The organism is Cohnella lupini (assembly GCF_003386205.1).
In the GTDB taxonomy this organism is placed as follows: domain Bacteria; phylum Bacillota; class Bacilli; order Paenibacillales; family Paenibacillaceae; genus Cohnella; species Cohnella lupini.
Genome location: NZ_QRDY01000013.1, coordinates 1 through 20,560, shown reverse-complemented (window position 1 = coordinate 20,560; position 20,560 = coordinate 1). Strand labels below are relative to the sequence as shown.

Here is a 20,560-nt window from a genome sequence, read left to right as displayed (position 1 = left end):
TTAACCAAATGCGTCAATAGCGATGACTCAACAGCGATACAGTGTAGAAAGCGGTATATACTTATCCGGATATCGATCCGGAATCAGCGGTCGGGGGCAACGATATATGACGAAGGCCAACGGATGGTTGAATCCTAACCTCATCTCCCAATGGATCGGCGAAAGGGAAGTAGGCAAGACTGCCACTTGTCACAAGAGCGGGTTGTTAATGATTCGATGGGAAGGCGGGCAACCGGCACAGCAGCAAGGTTTCGACATGGCGCCAATTCGCATTCGGAGACTGCTGCGGGTGATCGCTTTGCGTTTCGCGAAGCTGTCGGATTCCGTGAGAGGCTGGTCGTTGACCGGCACAGGTCTTATTGTGACCGCGTTCTTCGGGCCGGAAGATAACGAAGACGGCGCGAATGGAGAGATCGAGGCGGGCAGGCTGGCATTTATGTTACGAGACCTGGCCATTCGGGCGTTTACGGAGTTCCGATACGATCATCATTTGGAGCACGGGAGCAGTATACGTTACGGCTTTAGTTGGATTAACGTCAATGATGACCTAACAGGTTCGGTGAACTCCCCCTCCGATTGGGAGAATGCTCTTCTGCTAGCCTACGATACTGCGTGGCAGCGAATGTTTTTCTCCACAAGTCCGATTATCCGATTCCCGTTGCCCGACTATCCGGTCATCCCGAGCGAGTTCGATTTCAAAGTCAAATATTTACCGATCGTATCCCTATTGGATGGTTCGCTGTACGGGTTCGAAGCGATTCCCGTCAAAGAGCACAACAACTCCAGAATCAATCTTACCGATTTCTATCATAACGCGGATCAAGCAGGTTCGTTGTTCGAAGCCGACCGTCGGTTTCGCGAAGCGGCCATACGGGGATTTCCATCCCGCAACGGGGACGTGAAGCTGTTCCTTCCCGTGCCGGCGAAAATCATTTTCGACCCGAGATTATACCCGGGCAGCACATTGCGCCGAATAGAAGCGGCTAACTTAAGGGCGGAGCATGTCGTGCTCGTCATTATAGGGGGCGAGGAAGAGCCGGCTACCACGATCAAAGCCGCGCTTAGCCATTATCGGAATCAAGGATTCCGAATCGCTCTGAACGGCATATTGCCCAGCTTCACCTCTTTGCGGCGGATGGTGGACATGCACCCCGATTACGCGCAGATGAACGTGGGCTGGGTGAACGGCAAAGTGATGGATCCGGTTGAGGAGAGCTTCCTGCAGGGATTGATCTCCCTGACCCGCAAGGAACAAATCGTGTTGATAGCCAACGGACTAGACCAGGAAGGACTGCTCCCCGCTCTGGTCGCCAGCGGAATGAACTATGCTCAAGGCGAATGGTTGGATAGCGGAGTGAACGATTCCAATGTCTTGGTGCCGAGCATCTCGGCCACGATTCGAGCAGAAGTAAACAAACGCTATATGGGCGCGACCGGAACGTTATCCGAATTGGTCGTTCCCGTGAAGATGTTCAACCGAGATACGTTCGTATCGGAAATATCCCGTCACTTCGAGCTTCACCGGGAAAGCCAGGGAATCGTCATTGCGGACTCAGACAACAGGCCGATCGGTTTACTTATGAAAGAGAAGCTTCACCAGATGCTTTCCGGACAATTCGGGTTGCCGCTCTATTGGAATCGGGCCGTAGGCAAGATCATGGATACTCACCCCATGATAGTCGAGGAGTCCGTAACGGTAGATCAGGCTTCGCAGATGGCTATGGCACGCGAGCCGGACAAGCTGTACGATGCGGTTATCGTAACTCGCGGAGGGACGGTAACGGGAATCACTTTCGTACGTTCGATGCTCGAATGGGTAACCCAATCCCGGATGAACGATGCCCAGTGGGCAAATCCGTTGTCGGGATTGCCAGGCAACGAGCCGATCCGCCGCGAACTCGTGCGAAGGCTTGCGGAAGGACATCCGTTCGCGGTTCTGTACGCGGACTTGGATCATTTCAAATGGTTCAACGATCAATACGGCTTCCATAAGGGAGACGACGTCATCCGATATACCGGCGAGACGCTTCTCGCCGCGGTGAGAGCCCAGTCGAAGTGCGATTGCTTCGTAGGACACATCGGCGGCGACGACTTTATTGCGATATCTTCGGGATCGGATCCGGTTGAGCTAGCCCAGGATATCATCGCAAGGTTCGAACTGGGAATCGGAGCGTACGCGGGCAAGTTCGAAGGACCGATAATAGACCGCTCGGGCAGCCCCGTCGAAGCGACGGGCATAGCGATATCCTTGTCCTTGTTGAGTTTTCAAGCTACGGCGGGGTGGTCTCCGGAGACGATATCGGAAAGAGCCGCGCGTCTGAAGAAGCAAGCTAAGCAGGTGAGCGGGAACTCTTTGGTCTGGGAATCCATAGCGGAAAATGTCGAAAAAAGCGCTCTGACGGCGGATTTAACGGCTAATTAACAAAATTCAGGCATTGGGTTTACATTGTACTGGTAAATTTAGAGTCATCGAAGAATCTTTGGAAGATGGTGTTCAATCGAATGATGACGTCTTGGTTTGGCGTGGAGCGAATGCTCGAGCGGATCGAACATCATAACCATATCGGCTTGATCGGGATCGACCTATCGGAATGGAAAAGCGGCCTATTGTCGGAACTCCGTGAAGAAAGCTTCAATTGGACGGAATGGTTGATGCTTTCCATGGGAAGAGGCGATATTTGGTTCGGAGACGTCGTTTCCAACCATCTCTGGGTATACGCGGCGATGCCGGATGACCTGGGGGAAGAAGAAAGCGAGCATTTCCTGCGCGGATTGGCGAAACGCCTGAGGGAAGCGATGATCGCCGAAGCCGGGATGACCTCCAACGAGAGTCATCATTCTTCCCGCTTTCGGGAAAAAGGGATCGGATACGCCAGATTGCATAGTTGCAGCGAAGGAACGGCACGGGATATCGTCTATGAAGGCGTATTGAAGGCGACCGGACAAATCCGCGAGTCGATGGTCGAACAGAACGACTGGGAGCTGCGCCACGAGTTGGAGAGATTGCTCTCCGAGTGCAGCATCAAAAGCGTATATCAACCGATCATGCGGCTCGGGGACGGAAGAGTATTCGGCTACGAAGCGCTCACTAGGTGCCCCGAAGGGAGTTTGTTCGACGGTCCTTTGTCCCTTTTCCAATTCGCGGAGAAACATAACCATGCTTTCGCTTTGGACAGAATGGCAAGGGAGAAGGCGATACGCCATTGTCCTCCGCTGGGCGAAATGCAGAAAATATTCATTAACGTCACGATGGGAATCATTAACGACCCCCATTTCGTATCGGGTCAGACCGTCCATTGGTTGTCGGAGCAGGGATTATTTCCCGGACAGGTCGTATTCGAGCTGACGGAGCGAAGCTCGATCGACGACTTCGACGCCGCGAAGAAAATACTGGCGCATTACCGAAGCCAGGGTTACGAGATCGCCATCGACGATGCTGGCGCGGGATATTCTTCCTTGCAGTCGATCGTTGAATTAAGTCCGGATTACATTAAAGTAGATCGTTCGCTCGTGCGTATGGCGGATAAGGACGAGATGAAAAAACACATGCTTCGCACGTTCGTCAGATTCGCCAAAAAGATGAATATCCGCACCGTCGCGGAGGGAATAGAGAGACCGGAGGAGCTTCGTCTGCTCAGGTCTATGGGATTCGATTTCGCGCAAGGCTATTTGTTGGGCAGACCGCAAGAATACGTGCCTCTAGAGGTCGCAACGGCATCGAAGAGCGGGTTACCATCTTAAAGAACTTTTCATTTGTTGCGAATAACCGCAAAGAAGCGAAGGAAAGTATTTCCTAGCTTCTTTGCGGTTTTTTATCGATCCGTCGGTATCATGCGAGCGCTTGCACGGGGTGCGGCGATGACGCCTCTATGTTATGATTGGGAGAAGAAGAAATCAGGGTAAGACGATGAAGCGACGAGGTGGACGCGGGCGATGAGCAATCAAATGGACAAGTTGGTCTTAATCGACGGCAATAGCATTATTTTTCGGGCATTTTACGCGATACCGCCTTTGACGAGCAGCAGCGGCTTGCATACGAATGCCGTGCTTGGTTTTACGACGATGCTGCTAAGGGTGCTGGAGGAAGAGAAGCCCACCCATATACTCGTCGCTTTCGATGCAGGCAAAATGACCTTCCGCCATGAAGGATATGCCGAATACAAAGGCGGACGCCAGAAAACGCCTCCCGAGCTGTCGGAACAATTTCCGCTGCTGAAGGAACTGCTCAAGGCATTTTCGATTCCGCAATTCGAATTACCGGGTTACGAAGCGGACGATATTATCGGAACGATGGCGAAGCTTGCGGAAGAGCAAGGGAAGTCAGCGATCGTCGTTTCCGGAGACAAAGATATGCTGCAGTTGGCGACCGATCGCGTAAGCGTTCTAATTACCCGCAAAGGGGTAAGCGAGGTCGAGCGCTATACGCCCGAAGCCATAGGCGAGAAGTATGGCATCACTCCCGCTCAGATCATAGATTTGAAAGGTCTTATGGGAGATGCGAGCGATAATATTCCCGGCGTTCCGGGAGTCGGCGAGAAGACTGCGTTAAAGCTGTTGCAGGAATTCGGAACGGTAGAGAACGTACTGGAGAAAATCGAAGAGATCAAAGGCAAGCTACGCGAAAATATTGAGTCCCATATGGACGATGCCAGAATGAGCAAGAAGCTCGCGACAATCTTCCGCGAAGTGCCGCTCGATTATTCCCTAGAGGACGTCGTATGGAAGGGGTACGATTCCGCCGCTCTCGGAGTCGCTATGCGGAAGCTAGAGTTCAAGACTCTCGCGGAACGCTTGAATTTGGGGGCTGCCGACGAAGCGACGAAGGCGGAAAGCGCGGAATCTGCCACCCGATACGAGGTCGTCAGAGTCGAAACGTCGGGATGGGCGGGACTGAACGAAGTGCTTGCCGAAGCGGAGGCGGTATTGGTCGAATCGTACGGAGACAATCCGCATCAAGCGCAAGGAATAGGCATTGCCGTCGTATCCGGCGACAAGTGCCATGTCGTTGAGTATAAGCTATTGTCGTCGCCCGAAGCCTCCGTGCTTCGCGAATGGTTGGAAAACGGGGATAAGCCGAAGGTGAGCTACGATCTGCATCGCGTAGAGCTCGTGCTTGCGCGCTCCGGCATCAACTTGAAAGGTCAAGCTTTCGACGTGCAATTAGCCGCGTATTTGCTAGATCCTACGGAAGCGGACCCGTCGCTTAACGGATTGCTTCAGCGGTACAAGCTATCGTCGATACTCCCGGATGAAGCCGTATACGGCAAAGGGGCGAAATATCTCGTTCCCGAGGGCGAACAATTGGCCAAGCATCTCGCGGCGAAAGCGGACGCCGTTCGCAGGATGAAGCCGCTTCTTGCCGAACAAGTCGAGCAGCTCGGGATGAATCGGCTCTACTATGAGCTGGAACAGCCGCTGTCGAGCGTTCTCGCAGGCATGGAAAAGCAAGGGATCGCGGTAAACGGGGATGCTTTGAAGGATCTCGGGACGGAATTCCAGCGTCGCATCGAGGAGATTACGAAAGGCATCTACGAGTCCGCGGGGTTTGAATTCAATATCGGTTCGCCCAAGCAATTAGGCGAAGTGCTGTTCGATCGACTTGGACTTCCCGTGTACAAAAAAACGAAGACCGGATATTCGACCGACGCGGAAGTGCTGGAAAGACTGGAGCCTCATCACGAGATCGTCCGATTAATCTTGCATTATCGCCAGCTTACGAAGCTGCAATCGACCTATATCGAAGGCTTGCTTAAGGAAATACGGTCCGATTCCGGCAAAATCCATACGTTCTATCGCCAGACGATCGCGGCAACAGGCAGGTTGTCGAGCCAATTTCCGAACCTTCAGAATATCCCTATCCGTATGGAAGAGGGCCGTCAAATCCGCAAAGCTTTCGTGCCTTCGGAGCCGGGCTGGACGATTCTCGCTGCCGATTATTCCCAGATCGAATTGCGCGTGCTAGCTCATATTTCCGGCGACGAAGGGCTTAAGGAAGCGTTCCTTAACGATATGGACATTCATACGAAAACGGCGATGGACGTATTCGGCGTGCAAGCCGATCAAGTGGACGGCAATATGCGCCGTCAAGCGAAGGCGGTCAACTTCGGAATCGTCTACGGCATCAGCAGCTACGGTTTATCGCAGAACTTGGATATCTCTCGGGATCAGGCTACCGCGTTCATTGAGCAATATTTTCAAGCGTTCCCCGGCGTTCGTCGCTATATGGACACTATCGTAGAGCAAGCGAAAAGGGACGGTTACGTGACCACGTTGCTGGAACGTCGCCGCTACCTGCCGGAAATCCGCCACTCCAACTTCAATCTGCGCTCGTTCGCGGAACGGACGGCCATGAATACGCCGATACAAGGGACTGCCGCGGACATTATCAAGCTTGCGATGATGCGGATGAACGAAGCGCTTCTCGAACGCGGTCTGCGGAGCAGAATGCTGCTTCAAGTACACGATGAGCTCGTATTCGAAGTGCCGGAAGAGGAATTGGAACTGATGAGGAAACTCGTCCCGGAAGTCATGAGCAACGCACTGAAGCTAGACGTGCCGTTGCTGGCCGAGGTTAGCGACGGGAACAACTGGTACGAGGCGAAGTAAGGCATCATGAGAAAGGAGGATCGGCATGCCGGAATTACCGGAAGTGGAAACGGTCCGCCGGACCTTGAATCAACTGATAACGGGCAAGACGATAAGCCGCGTATCGGTCAATTTGCCGCGAATCCTGCAGAAGCCGGATGATCCGCCTTTGTTCGCAGCCATGCTGGAAGGCAGAACTTTCAGATCCGTTGAACGGCGCGGCAAATTTCTAAGATTAGTATTGGACGAATTAGTGCTGGTTTCCCATCTAAGGATGGAGGGACGTTACGGCTTATATAACGAGGACGATCCGACCGAGATTCACACTCACGTCATCTTTCATTTTACGGATGGAACGGAATTGCGGTATAAGGATGTGCGTCAATTCGGGACGATGCATTTGTTTTTCCCCGGAGAAGAATTACAAGCCCCTCCCCTGAATAAACTGGGGTTGGAGCCTTTGGAAGAGGGGTTCACGTTGGAAACTTTCCGGCGTGCGCTCGGCAAACGGCCGACGAAGATCAAGCCCTTGTTGCTCAATCAGGAAGTGATCGTCGGATTGGGCAACATCTACGTGGACGAAGCTTTGCATACCGCGGGCATTCACCCGGAGACGCCGGCCAACGAGCTGAAGCCGAAGGAGCAGGAGCTTCTTCATTCCGCGATCGTAGAGACGTTGTCGGCTGCTGTGGAAGCCGGAGGCTCCTCCATCAAATCCTACGTGAACGGGCAAGGCGAGATGGGATTGTTCCAGCATAGCTTGAAGGCTTACGGAAGAACGGGAGAACCGTGCCTTAATTGCGCGACACTAATCGAGAAATCGGTTGTCGGAGGACGGGGTACCCACATTTGTCCCAAATGCCAGAGGTTGCCTCGAAGCCGGCGATCCGCTCAAGGTTCAACGACCGTCAAGCAAAACCGCAATGCCGTCAAAAGAAGGTTGGACGGATCGTCCGACTAGGCATTCGCGTATAAAAGTTCGGCTGAACGGGGCATTCAAAGCCTTAACTGCATAGGATGAACAGAACCCGACGTCCGGCAACGGAAAATCGGGTAAGCATCCATGCAGGGGGAAATACGCTATGATGGCACCTGTCGCATCGCTCGTTTTGTTGTCTTTCGCCGTTAGCCTCGATGGGTTTGGAGTCGGCATTACTTACGGAGTCAGGAAAATAAAAATTCCGGTATCCTCGATTCTCATTATTTCGGCTTGTTCGGGACTCATTATCCTGTTATCGATGATGGTCGGCGTTACCTTGACGAATTGGATGTCGCCTCGCGGCGCGTCCACGGTAGGGGCAATTATTCTTATCGGAATCGGCTTGATGGCTCTTCTTCAATTCGTTAGAAGCGGGGAACGGGAAGCCGAGGCCGGGCGGCGAGTAAACGAAGACGGAAGCGGGACACTAGAAGGGAACGGGCAAGCGTTCCTCGACGCGCCTGTCCTTAAGATGGAACTCAAGGTGTTCGGCTTTATTATTCAAATTCTTCGCACCCCTTCGGCGGCCGATATGGACCGTTCGGGATCGATCAGCCCGGGAGAAGCGTTTCTTCTAGGGACGGCATTGTCTTTGGACGCGTTCGGCGCGGGCATCGGAGCCGCTTTGGTCGGTTTCCCGCCATTGCTCACTGCTGTTCTCATTGCAGCGGCTAGCGGACTGTTTCTCTGGTCAGGCACGAGGGTCGGCTTCTGGGCATCGGGCTGGCGATGGGTTAGGCAGCTATCCATGCTGCCGGGGATCATACTCATAGCAATGGGAATATTCAAGCTGTTCCTGTAAGGTAGATCAAAAGTCGACTTTTGATCACGAAGCAGAAGCGGGAAGCGGATTCGACGTCGAATCTTGAATTCAGCCGGGCCTTCCGGTGCCCACGTAGGTTTTGCCTACGCTCCGCTCCTCTGTCCCTAGCTTCATCCAACCTTCTCGGTGCTGAAAAGCCGACTTTTGAACTTGATTTTGATGAGGTAGTTCAAAAGTCGACTTTTGATCACGAAGCAGAAGCGGGAAGCGGATTCGGCATCGAATCTTGAATTCAGCCGGACGGAATATTGAACTTTTAATGTTAAGGAAGAGGTAATAATGAACATCGGTTTAACGGGTGGCATCGCCACAGGCAAAAGCACGGTCGCCAAGCTGCTCACGGAACGCGGCGCGATATTGATCGATCTGGACGGAATTGCCCGGGAAATCGTCGAACCCGGGCAACCTTCTTTAGTTGCGGTCTCCGAACGCTTCGGACAAGCCGTCATCCAAGAGGACGGAAGGCTCGATCGTAAGAAGCTGGGCTCGCTCGTGTTCGCGGATCCGGCCGAACGCAAAGCATTGGAAGCGATCCTTCATCCGGCCATCCGCGCGGTTATGAAGGAAAGAATGGCTTATCATGAGAAGAACTCTCCGGATCGGCTCGTCGTCGTGGACGTTCCTCTTCTCTTCGAGTCGGGGCTGGAGTCTTATTTTCAACGAATCATGGTCGTATACGTTTCTCGCGAGGAACAACTGAATCGTTTGATTGAACGGGACAAGATGACCGCACCGGAAGCGCTGAAGCGGCTTGAAGCCCAGATGGACATCGAAGATAAGAAACGGAAGGCCGATATTCTTATCGACAACGGCGGTAGCCTTGCGCGGACGGAAGAACAGATCGAACGCTTCTGGCGGGAAAAGGGGTTGGGATGAGAAAACGGTTAAAACGAAAAAGAGTGATCCTTCCCATCGTTCTTATCATTCTGGGGGCTTTATTCGTGCAATCGGATTGGCTCGGACGATGGATATATCCGATCTCGTTCACGGATGAAATCAAGCAAAGCGCTACCGAGTATCAATTGGATCCTTTGCTGATAGCGGCGATTATCCGAGTGGAATCGAATTACAAGCTGAATGCGGTATCGCCTAAAGGTGCCGTTGGAATCATGCAGATTATGCCGGAAACGGCTTCATGGATTCTGAAGCAGGACGAGTTCGGGAGTTTGTCGGTTAAAAAAGCGGGGAACGAAGCCTATGCGGGAATCACGCTCGGGTCTTGGTACGTGAAAGAGCTTAACCGGCAGTTCGATGGAAATTTAATCTTATCCTTGGCGGCATACAACGCGGGACCGGGAAAAGTACGGCAGTGGTTGGATACAGGGGTCTGGGATGGCGAAGAATCGACGATTCGGGATATTCCTTACGGAGAGACTAGACATTACGTGCAACGTGTGATGTATTATTATAAGAAGTATCAGAAAATATACGAAACGTTGTAATATTAAGTTGAATCGCAGGCAAAGAATCGGCTGAACGGGGAAGAGGAAGCCCTGAAGCCTATAACTCGCTTCAAAGCTTCCTCGGTATTAAGTGCCTTCAGTAGTTATTCATTATTTGCCGGCAAGTTGTTGCTCGGCGATTTGTACCAGGTGGCGAGTGATGTATCCACCGATAGAACCGTTGTCTTTAGTAGTCATGTTGCCTTGGTATCCATCTTGTGGAATGGCGATACCAAGCTCTTGTGCTACTTCGTACTTCAGTTGATTCAATCCCGCAGTTGCTTGGGGAACGAGCAATGTATTGCTGCTGCCGCTGTTGCTTTGTGCCATGTATGTTCACCTCCTTGCGGTTGGTAACTGTATTATGTGCTTTATTTTTCTGTTCATGTAAGGGAAGGTCTGGAAATCGAAATAAATTGGACAAGGGAGCGAAATCGACGCCATGAAGTGCCCATATTGCGACTATAGCGGAACTAAAGTATTGGATTCTCGGCCTGCCAACGACAATAAATCGATCCGCCGCCGCAGAGAGTGCGAGAAGTGTAGCCGTCGGTTTACCACGTTCGAGACGGTCGAGGAAACGCCGTTAATCGTCGTCAAAAAGGATGGAAGCCGCGAGGAGTTCAGTCGGGACAAGGTGTTGAGAGGATTGCTGAGAGCGTGCGAGAAGCGCCCCGTATCCGTCGGGCAGCTTGAAGTCATCGTCTCGGACGTCGAGAGGGAAATTCGCAATACCGCGCATGCGGAAGTCGAGAGCCGGATCATCGGCGAATTATTGATGGAACACATCTATTCGGTAGACGAAGTCGCTTATGTTCGCTTCGCTTCGGTATATCGCCAGTTCAAGGACATCAATATGTTCCTCAAAGAACTGAATACTTTGATGAGCAAGCACGGGATATAACCGGGAGTGGTCTACGAACGGAGATTGTAGGTCGTTTTTCGCGATAAGGTGATGCGTGATCGTTATTTGGCGTTTACGCGGTTAGTGGACGTGAATAAGGTGATGCGATAGCGCTATTCATTGGAATGTCGGCCAAAAACCACTTCGAGTAAGTTAATAAGGTGATGGGGCAACGTTAAAGCGATGGACATGCAATTATAATGGGAAATAAGATGATCCCGTAACCTTATTCATTAGAGGGGTTCGGCAGAATAAAAACTTGCCATAACCCGTTGACATCCCTTTGCCACCTGTGATAAACTCATTTTTGTCGCCAAATCACGGGCCCTTAGCTCAGCTGGGAGAGCGCTTCGCTGGCAGCGAAGAGGTCAGCGGTTCGATCCCGCTAGGGTCCACCAATAAATAATATGTACGCAGTCCAACTGGACTGCGTTTTTTAATTTATTGGGGACCTTTACGGAGATCGAACCAAACTGGGGCGTTCCGCACGGACGAAGCGAAGCGGAGGAGTACGGCATTGAAATTCACCGCTAAGATCGTCATCGTCGAAATTTCTTCGGTAGCAAGTTTAATCAGAATTTCAATATCCCGCTAGTGTCCACCATAACTTATCAAGAATACCCTCCGCTTGGAGGTTTTTTTTTATTTTTGGCGTGCCCAGAAGGACGCATCTTCTAGTCGGTGAAAGTCTGGTCGCGGGAGGGGCCAAGCCCCCGCGTAGCTAGGGTACTTACGTGTGGCGAAATCTGTGCGTAAAAGCGTATCGACAAAAGTACTTCTCAGAGACAAGGCGAGCAATCTGCCAGGTCAACGCTGCTGGCAGAGATGTAACTTACACTGGAAGTACTCTACGATACGATACATGCCAACCACGCCAATCCGGCGTGGTTTTTCGTTTTTCGTATGGCGGAAATCCAAGGGTGCAAGCTCATCGTCTGCGTACGTTATACGTTTAGAATGTGGTCGAGTCAATTTGCGTACGATATGTACAATTTCACATATAGTTTACCTAGCATTGTAAGGCATTTAACTATTAACTTGTAAAATAATTAAATGAGCCATTATTTTCATTTGATAATGAATCAATCCAAGGTGCGTTCACATGAAGAGAGGATACCTGAGTGAATGAAAAAGTATAAGTTTTGGGCACTATATATCATTTTATTTATTGCGGCAGCGATAATTGTAGGCTTTCTAACGACTACAAATAAGAATAACAACGCCGAAACCCTATTATATCCGGTCGAAGTAGATGGGGAATGGGGCTATATCGATAAAACGGGGAAGGTCGTCATTGACCCGTCCTACGCTTGGGCAGATGAATTTCATGATGGTGTTGCCATAGTTGAAATGATGGATAGCTCGGATGGAGGCAATGATAGGGAGAGCGCAGCCAGTGTAAGGTACGGTGCTATCGATCGTACCGGGAAAATGGTCGTCAGTCCGGATTATTCATATATAACCAAGTATAACGAAGGTGTATCCGGAGCGATTCAAGTAGATGAGATGACGTATGATCTTACCTATTTCATCTTGGATAGAAAGGGCAAGATTTTATACACGTTACCTTCCGAGAAGCAGATCGTTTCTATGCTGTTCAATGGAACGGGTTTGCAGACGCAAAGTGAAGGACTGATCTTAGTACAAGATGATAAATCCGAAATGTATGGGTATATGGATCGGTTTGGAAAAATGATTATTCCATATCAATATTATGAAGCTAGTAGCTTTTCGGATGGCTTAGCTTTAGTAAAGAATGACAAGCACTACCAGTATATCGACAAAACAGGAAAAGTGCAGATTGACGCTAGTCCATATATTTCCGGCAGTAGCTTCTCGGAAGGATTAGCAGCCGTAGCCGTGCAGGATAAGGAGCGGTCCACGGTTGCATACGGATATATCGATACAAAAGGCAATATGAAGATAGAACCTAAATATACGAGGGCCTATCGTTTTTCAGAAGGGCTTGCAAAGGTAGCGACAGGCGAAAGCATCAACGAATATTCGATCGGTTACATAGATGAATCCGGCGCCTATAAAATTGGCCCTACTTTGGATGACGGCTATGAGGAGACGCTGATTTCAGAAGGCTTAGTTCCAATTGCTGATGGGGCAGGCGGGTATATGAATACGGAAGGGAAACTCAGTATTGCTCCGGTTGTTGCGAAAGATGAGGACAATTATTTAATACACAATATGGCCGGAGAATTTAGAGATGGAATTGCAAAAGTAAGCTTGTCCGATGGAAGGATCGGATATATCGATAGAACCGGAAAATATATCTGGGACCTTCGTAAATAACTGGACATTAAAAAATTCTCATAGAAAATTTATTTCTGCAGAACTAGAAGCAGAAACAGAAACAGAAAAGGATGGGAATTATGGCGGGTTTTCGATGGCGTTTCTTTTTTTCGATTTTCATGATGCTGTTAATTCTGCTGTCATTTCAACACCGAGCGGATGCTCATGCCTACAGCGCGATCTATTCGACATTGGAATTTTATAAAACCAAGACGGAGCTTACCTATACACTCGATGACTTATCGGTCATAGAGCTTGTGGGGGGCGATATTAATGATGACGGAACGCTCGATTCAGAGGAATTCGCTGCAGTGGAGCAGAAGCTGCTGGCGATTCTGCAGAGCAACCTTGTTTTGAAAATGAACGGAGAAAGCACGGCGTGGCCCCCAAATGAGAGTCTCAGTATGCACGGCAAAAGGGCGATTCTGAAGGCCTCATTCCCGGCGGTAGCGGCATCCCAGTCGATCCTTCTGACCGATCAAATGTATTTGAATGACAAAGCGACCAATTACGTAAATCTGATGACGATTTATTCCGGATCACAGAGAAGCACGGCGGCAATCGCGGGCAACAACCGGACCTGGGAGCTGCAAATGACGGAAAATGACTTCGCCGGATTGCAGCCGGGCGATGCGTTGCCTGAGCAACAACAGCAACAGCCCGAGGAGGCAGCTACAACAAGCTCGACGGACGGTTGGCTGTCTTTTTTCGTGTTGGGGATGAATCATATTTTATCGGGATACGACCACCTTTTGTTCTTATTCTCCCTGCTCATCGCAAGGCAAACCTTCAAGCAGTATGCGGGGACGATCACAGCGTTCACGATTGCCCATAGTATTACCTTGGCCTTAACAGTCACGGGTGTGATCCATATCTCCTCCCGTTTTGTGGAGCCGGCCATTGCGCTGAGCATTTGTTACGTCGCTTTGGACAATTTGATTCGCAAGAAAGTCAGCTACCGGTGGGTATTGACCTTCTTCTTCGGGTTGATCCATGGGATGGGTTTTGCGGAAGTCTTGGCGGGAATGAACATTCCGAAGAGCGAATTGGCGGTGGATCTGATCAGTTTTAATGTCGGCATTGAAACCGTTCAGGTGATCATCGTTGCCCTGTTGTTACCCGTGTTAGCTCTTCTTTATCGCTGGAAGCACTCGAGACGCGTGGTTATTGCCTGCTCCGCCGTGGCCCTGATGCTAGGCGGACTGTGGCTTGTCGAACGGGTATTTTTCTACGTTTAGATTTTACGACAGCTCCAATATATAGGTTGAACGAAATCTATATTGGTATAGATGCTTTATCCGTACTTCACGTTTGTGAAAATATTAGCACGAATGAAACAGTCGGGGAGGCAGCTAGACAAAGAGGAGGTCATTTCGCCAACATGCTGGGTCTTCAGATACGTTCATTTCAAGCGAAGATTTTGCAATAAATAGATTATACGAGGAGTGAGGACATGAAAACTTGAAAAAACACTGTTAAGTATAGGACTGTCTTGTTTATTAGTAGTGAGCAGTATATTGCCAATACTACCGACAACAACAGTATCCGCGGCATTTAACGGCAGCAATTCTAGTGAAAATCCTCCGCAAAGTATTGCGGGGAAAACGGATATTGCATCCTGGAGCTATGGAAGTACCGGAGAAGTAACTGCTGCGGCAGGAACCGTTGCAGCAACAAGCGGTTATTACAAGAAAGCACCGGATACAACCAATTCAACATTGCAATTATTTAAAATAACACTCTGGTAACTACAGGAAAAGTTGGGCTGATTAGAATTTACCATTTATTAATAAAAAATTAGAAATTACTATAATATACGGAGGCACACCAAATGTTAAGATTCGTTAGCAAGAATAAAAAATGGTTTAGCCTTATGATGGTTGCAATTATGATAGTAACGATGATCTTGCCAAATAGTTGGATGTCAAAAGTAAATGCTGCACCGGCAAGTCACGTAGTAATCAGCGCTATTTATGGCGCAGGTGGAAATAGTGGAGCGCCTGTAAGCAATGACTATATCGAATTATATAACCCTACAGATAGTGAAGTAGATATGTCCAATTGGTCTATTCAATATGGGTCGGCCGGTTCGACTGCCGCTGCAACTACAATGCTTGCCTTAACAGGGAAGAAAATTGGGGCGCATAAATACTTTTTGCTAGGTGCAGGAACGATATCATCTTCTTTTACTGTAACACCGGATATAGTAGCTCCTTCACTAGCTATGGGTGCAGCTGCAGGAAAAGTTTTCTTGGTAAACGACGCAACGCCGATTGCCAACACTTCTAAAACAAGTCTCGACTCGAATACAAAGATCGTCGATTATGTTGGATTTGGAACAACTGCCGTTGCTTATGAGGGTTCTTCGTTTGCTCCCGCACCTTCCGCGACCACAGCTATTGTTCGTAAAAACAACAATGGAAATAGTCCAGTAACTGAAACAGGCAATGGTAATGGAAGTGATACTAACGATAATGCGAATGATTTTGTTGTTATTACTGCCCAGTATGGATCTATTCGCAATTCAGCTACGGCTGAAGAACCGGCTATTGGAGCGCCAACGCCCCCGGTTCAGTTCATTAACACTAGTGTACCTACCGGAACAGCAGTGCCGCTTAATTCCAAGGTGACGCTTGCATCTGAAACAGTAGGTGCGACTATATCATATAGCTTAAATGGCGGCTCCGTGACAAGCTCAGTTTATTCATCAGTTTCTGCACCGTCAATTGACGTTACCATTAACGATTTCCCTAGCGGAACGGCGACCATCGTCGCGACAGCGTCAGACGGCACCTATACAACGGCGCCTCAAACTTTTACCTATACACAAAGCCAGGTCGCTAACGTATCCGCAAGCCCAGGGAGTTCTGCAATTAATGCCGAAACACCTATCGCATTATCATCAGCTACGACGGGTTCAACGGTAACTTATTCTGTATATAAAAATTCCTTATCTTCCACAGACGGTACTCTGGTGGGGACAGCCAATCAAACCTATACGGCTCCTTTCCAATTGAATGCCGCTGATTTACCGGTAAGAATAGTTGCAAAGGCTACGCTTCAAAATTATTTGGATAGTGATCCTTCAACCTTCACGTATACTACCAAGAACCCAGCCGGCGGGGAAAAGAACTATTACGGATCGCTTCACGCGCATACGACGAACTCGGACGGTCAAGGAACTTTAGCAGAGGCGTACGCTTATGCAAGAGAACAGGGCAAGTTTGATTTCTTTATCGTAACCGACCACTCAAACTCTTACGATTCAGCAAAGTACGACGTCACCACGGATAAAAATATAAATAATTACAACAAAACCAACGGTCCTTGGCTTGCCGGTAAAAAGGCGGCGACGGACGCAGCCACCGATGCATACATAACCGACTACGGTTACGAGATGACATGGTCCGGCGGCCCCGGACACATGAATACGTATAACACGACAGGTTTCGTCAGCCGCAACAACACGGCGTTAAATAGCAAAACAAATGATGCCGGCCTACAAACCTATTATCAAATGCTTGAGAATACGCCGGGTTCCCTTTCGCAGTTGAATCATCCCGGAGCTACATTCGGCAACTTTGCGGATTTCGGATATCATGACAATGCGATTGACGACAAAGTTACGCTTGTTGAAGCAGGCAACGGCGAAGGCGCCATCGGCTCCGGCGGATACTTTCGGTCCGTCGACCAATTTATTTTGGCTTTAGATAAAGGCTGGCACGTAGCCCCGACAAATAACGGCGATAATCATAAAAAAGGTTGGGGAACATCGAATACCGCCGCGACGGTCGTTTACACGAACGATTTTACGTTGAGCGGAATTTATACGGCGTTGCACGACCGTTCGGTATGGGAGACGGAGAACAGGGATTTGGATGTCACCTATCACCTGACCGACGGGACGGATACGTACAGCATGGGCGCTATTTTGAATGCTCCCCCCGCGACTGCAAACATTACGGTAACGGCGACCAATAAAAACCCTGGCAAGACGACCAGTAATATTGCATCTGTCCAACTGATAACCACCGGCGGGAAAATCGTAGATAAGAAGACTTACCCTGTCGGAACCAGCAATGTCGAATACACCTACTCGATGACGGCGCCTTCCGCCGGTTATTACTTTGCAATCATCACGGACAATCAGGGCTTTGTAGCCGTCACCGCGCCGATCTGGCTCGGTTCAGCTCCGAAGGTCGGAATTAACTCGGTAAGCAACAGCGCTGTCATGCCCGTTACAACAGAGGCGTTGAAATTAACAACGAATTTCTTCAATAATGAAAGCACGCCCGTCACGCTTAAGTCTATCTCTTATACCGTAGACGGAGATTCCGGGGCCAACCAAACGTTTAATCCCGGCACGAGCATCGCGTCCTCCGGTGTCGCTAAGCATGAATTCAGCTATACGCCGACGACTCCCGGAACCAAAATAGTAACGATCAGCGCCGTAATGACGGTTAACGGCGAAGATAAAACTTATACGACGACCAGCACGATGAAGGTTGTAGGTATCGATTCCGTATTGTATGTCGGGCTTGACGCCTCGCACGGCAACGAGTATGTCAGCGGAGGAAGCTATCCGAATTCGATGGCCAATATGATGACTCTCGCGGGGCAAAACAGCGTGAGAGTCGTACAGTTGAATACGTCGGCGGAATTACTCGCCGCTACTAGCAATCCGAAATACAAAATGATCATTTTGAACGCTCCGTCAAGAAAAAACGTTAGCGCATGGCCGACTCCGGCCAACTACACGGCGGCGGAAGTCGCGGCGTTGCAAGCATTCTCGGAAAACGGGAATACGCTCGTCTTCGGAGTTGTCGCGGACTACGGGGAATCCAACAACGCGGATCCGGCTTCGCCGAAGAAGCATATGGCCGAGCTGCAGAACGACGTCCTGGCAGCCATCGGTTCCACGCTGCGCGAAGGCGACGACGAGGTGATGGACGATGATAAAAACGGAGGACAAGCCTACAGACTGTATCCGACAGAGTTCAATATGGCGAATCCGTTGCTGCAAGGCGTCGTTGACGGACAGACCTACAGCCAATACTCCGGCTCGACCATTTACGCCGTAGACCCGACGACCGGAGAGAGAACCTCAACGCTGCCGGCAACGGTCAGCCCGCTTGTCTTTGGCTTCCCAACCACGTATTCGTCCGAAAACGACAATGACAACTTTGGATATGGAACGACCAAGCCGACTTTTCCTTTCGTCACCGTTGGATCGTATAAAACGGATAAGGGAGTCAGCAGTTCACAGCTTTACATCCCGAAATATGTCAACCCGAATAGCAAGGTTGATACCAACCCGGAAGAAAAACTACTGGCGGCTTCCGAAACGGTCACGCATTCGAACGGTAAAACGTCTCTTGTCGTCGTGGCCGGCGGATCGTTCATGAGTAACTTCGAAATACAAGTGACTCAAGACAATGCGGGGACATTGCCTTATGCCAACTACAATTTAATGGATAATCTTTATAAAGTCGTCAATCCTGTAACGATTACAAGTATTGCCGATGCCAAGAAATTGCCGGATGGTACTGATGTGATCATTGAAGGAACATCGACGAGCGAAGTAAATACTCAAAGCACCAACCCGGATACAAACAAAGGGTTCTTCGACGCTATTTATGCGCAGGACGCGACGGGCGGTATCAATCTATTCCCGGTTGCCTCGGGCATCCAGGAAGGACAAAAAGCAAGGTTTGAAGGTACGATCACGCATTATCAAGGCGAAGTCGAGTTGACGGTCAGCAAAATGACGGTTTTGGATCCAAGTATCCAAAAACTCGCGCCGACTACTCTTACGACAGCTGCTTCAATGTCATCCGCGAATACCGGGCTATTGGTGAAAACGCAGGGCACCGTGTCGAATGTTTTCAAAGACCCTGACGGAACGATTAACCAATTTACGATTAATGATGGGTCCGCCCCGGCAATCGTAGTCATTAACGGATACATTACGAAGGGAACGGCGCTACCGTTCGTTACGGACGGAGCCATTGTTTCCGTAGCCGGTTTGGCTTCTATCGGCGAGGTTTCCAACGATTCGGATATGCACCCGAGAATCAGAGTCAGAGACCGCTCTGAAATCGTGAATATCCCGAACACGGGTACAGGCAATACTGGTGGCGGAATGGGTGGCAGCACAACGCCGACCAACGTCGTGAAGGTCAATGTAGGCAACGGTTCGGAAATCACGTTGCCGCTGACAGTGAACAAGAATAGCAAAAGCGCGACCGTGGACATCGGAGCAGACAACAGCCTTATGTCTGCTGGGAAAACCACCGTTATCACTGTTCCGTCAGTTCCTGATGTCGATACTTATATCTTGGGTATTGCTGTTCCAAGTCTGTCAAAGCCTGAGGGACAGGGCACCCTGGCTTTCAATACCGATAAAGGCAGCGTGACCGTTCCTTCGAATATGCTGTTAGGCGTTTCAGGAATAAGCGGAAGCAAGGCCGAAATCTCTATCGGCCAGGCAGATAAATCCGGTTTGCCGGGGGATGTCAAAGCAGCTATAGGTGACAGGCCGATGGTAGAGCTCACGCTAACTATAGACGGCAAACAGACTAACTGGAGCAACTCTAACGCACCAGTGACGGTCACCATACCGTATACCCCGACAGAGGCGGAACTTGTTAATCCGGAGAGTATCGTCGTGTGGTACATCGACGGCAGCGGCAATGTTGTCAGCGTTCCTAACGGGCATTATGATCTTGCTGCCGGCAATGTCACGTTTGAAACCATCCATTTCAGCCATTATGCAGTAGCTTATAATAAGGTGAGCTTCAACGACGTGGCGGCGAGTGCATGGTTCAGCAAAGCCGTAGGCTTCATCGCAGCAAGAGGAATAACAGATGGTACCGACAACGGCATTTTCAGCCCGGCAGCCAAGCTTACACGCGGCGAATTCATCGTTCTGTTGATGAAAGCCTACGGTATAGCCCCGGATACAAGCCCAACAGTTAACTTTGCAGACGCGGGCAATACCTATTACACTGGATACCTGGCGGCGGCAAAACGCCTCGGCATAACCACTGGGGTAGGCAACGATTTGTATGCACCTGGCAAGGAGATCACCCGTCAAGAGTTGTTCACCCTGCTATACAACGCGCTGAAGACTATCGGTCAGCTCCCGCAGAGTGATTCCGGCAAGACGATCTCCGACTTTACCGACGCTGGACAGGTAAACGCATGGGCGAAGGATGCCATGACGTTGCTGGTCAAAACCGGAATTATCGGCGGCAGCAACGGAAAGCTCACTCCGGCCAGTTCGACCAGCAGGGCGGAAATGGCTCAAGTGCTGTACAGTTTGTTGGGGAAATAAGAAACTTAAGAATTATACAATTGTAAAGCAGGTTTAACGTATGTGATTCCGATCATTGTACGCAAATTAACATTGAGAATAGGCCACGATTTTTTGAGGCCACTGAAGAACTAACTGTTTTAATTTAAGCCTTAAGATGAGCGAAGAAAAAGACGACTTCTACTCCCTAAAATTGGGATATAAGTCGTCT

General features: G+C 50.0%; 13 protein-coding genes, 1 tRNA gene and 1 pseudogene. 14 read left to right on the top strand and 1 reads right to left on the bottom strand.

All coding sequences use genetic code 11. The features are described from left to right. Positions 1-106: 106 nt before the first annotated feature. The 7 genes from DFP95_RS19460 to DFP95_RS19430 all read left to right on the top strand — a co-directional run bounded on the left by DFP95_RS19460 (position 107) and on the right by DFP95_RS19430 (position 9,829). Positions 107-2,422 carry a GGDEF domain-containing protein gene (locus DFP95_RS19460; protein ID WP_181907525.1) on the top strand — a complete coding sequence of 772 codons (2,316 nt, stop codon included), beginning with the start codon at positions 107-109 and terminating at the stop codon, positions 2,420-2,422. An 80-nt stretch (positions 2,423-2,502) separates the two neighbouring features. Beyond that, complete coding sequence (locus tag DFP95_RS19455) at positions 2,503-3,741, top strand: EAL domain-containing protein (protein WP_181907524.1); 1,239 nt, start codon at positions 2,503-2,505, stop codon at positions 3,739-3,741. Positions 3,742-3,945: 204 nt separating this feature from the next. Next, on the top strand, positions 3,946-6,606 hold the full coding sequence (gene polA / locus DFP95_RS19450; protein ID WP_115994444.1) for a DNA polymerase I: 2,661 nt from the start codon (positions 3,946-3,948) through the stop codon (positions 6,604-6,606). A 25-nt stretch (positions 6,607-6,631) separates the two neighbouring features. Next, positions 6,632-7,546 carry a DNA-formamidopyrimidine glycosylase gene (gene mutM, locus DFP95_RS19445; protein ID WP_115994357.1) on the top strand — a complete coding sequence of 305 codons (915 nt, stop codon included), beginning with the start codon at positions 6,632-6,634 and terminating at the stop codon, positions 7,544-7,546. A gap of 121 nt (positions 7,547-7,667) precedes the next feature. Further along, positions 7,668-8,366 carry a sporulation membrane protein YtaF gene (ytaF, locus tag DFP95_RS19440; RefSeq protein WP_425453305.1) on the top strand — a complete coding sequence of 233 codons (699 nt, stop codon included), beginning with the start codon at positions 7,668-7,670 and terminating at the stop codon, positions 8,364-8,366. A 300-nt stretch (positions 8,367-8,666) separates the two neighbouring features. Further along, positions 8,667-9,263 carry a dephospho-CoA kinase gene (gene coaE, locus DFP95_RS19435; protein ID WP_115994356.1) on the top strand — a complete coding sequence of 199 codons (597 nt, stop codon included), beginning with the start codon at positions 8,667-8,669 and terminating at the stop codon, positions 9,261-9,263. Next, positions 9,260-9,829 (top strand): lytic transglycosylase domain-containing protein, encoded by a 570-nt coding sequence (locus tag DFP95_RS19430; protein ID WP_115994355.1) that lies wholly within the window; start codon positions 9,260-9,262, stop codon positions 9,827-9,829. The genes coaE and DFP95_RS19430 overlap by 4 nt, the downstream gene beginning before the upstream one ends. A gap of 111 nt (positions 9,830-9,940) precedes the next feature. Here DFP95_RS19430 and DFP95_RS19425 read toward each other — a convergent pair whose 3' ends face one another. Beyond that, positions 9,941-10,159: an alpha/beta-type small acid-soluble spore protein gene (locus DFP95_RS19425; protein WP_115994354.1), complete on the bottom strand. Its 219-nt coding sequence runs from the start codon at positions 10,157-10,159 to the stop codon at positions 9,941-9,943. Between the two features lie 112 nt (positions 10,160-10,271). On the opposite strand from DFP95_RS19425, the gene nrdR reads away from it, so the two are divergent. From nrdR to DFP95_RS19400, 7 genes and pseudogenes are all read left to right on the top strand, one after another. Then, a complete protein-coding gene (gene nrdR, locus DFP95_RS19420) occupies positions 10,272-10,733 on the top strand; it encodes a transcriptional regulator NrdR (protein ID WP_115994353.1) in 462 nt (153 codons plus the stop codon). A 322-nt stretch (positions 10,734-11,055) separates the two neighbouring features. Next, a tRNA-Ala gene (locus tag DFP95_RS19415) sits at positions 11,056-11,131 on the top strand. A 727-nt stretch (positions 11,132-11,858) separates the two neighbouring features. Continuing rightward, positions 11,859-13,034: a WG repeat-containing protein gene (locus DFP95_RS19410; protein ID WP_115994352.1), complete on the top strand. Its 1,176-nt coding sequence runs from the start codon at positions 11,859-11,861 to the stop codon at positions 13,032-13,034. An 80-nt stretch (positions 13,035-13,114) separates the two neighbouring features. Beyond that, the gene (locus DFP95_RS19405; protein WP_245987743.1) at positions 13,115-14,272 is read left to right on the top strand and encodes a HupE/UreJ family protein; all 1,158 of its coding nucleotides are present in this window, start codon (positions 13,115-13,117) and stop codon (positions 14,270-14,272) included. A 279-nt stretch (positions 14,273-14,551) separates the two neighbouring features. After that, positions 14,552-14,782 (top strand): hypothetical protein, encoded by a 231-nt coding sequence (locus tag DFP95_RS28985; protein ID WP_181907523.1) that lies wholly within the window; start codon positions 14,552-14,554, stop codon positions 14,780-14,782. An 83-nt stretch (positions 14,783-14,865) separates the two neighbouring features. Then, positions 14,866-15,357 (top strand): annotated as a pseudogene (locus tag DFP95_RS29840) (lamin tail domain-containing protein); the annotation flags it as partial. Between the two features lie 651 nt (positions 15,358-16,008). Beyond that, positions 16,009-20,370: an S-layer homology domain-containing protein gene (locus DFP95_RS19400; protein WP_245987741.1), complete on the top strand. Its 4,362-nt coding sequence runs from the start codon at positions 16,009-16,011 to the stop codon at positions 20,368-20,370. Positions 20,371-20,560 lie beyond the last annotated feature (190 nt).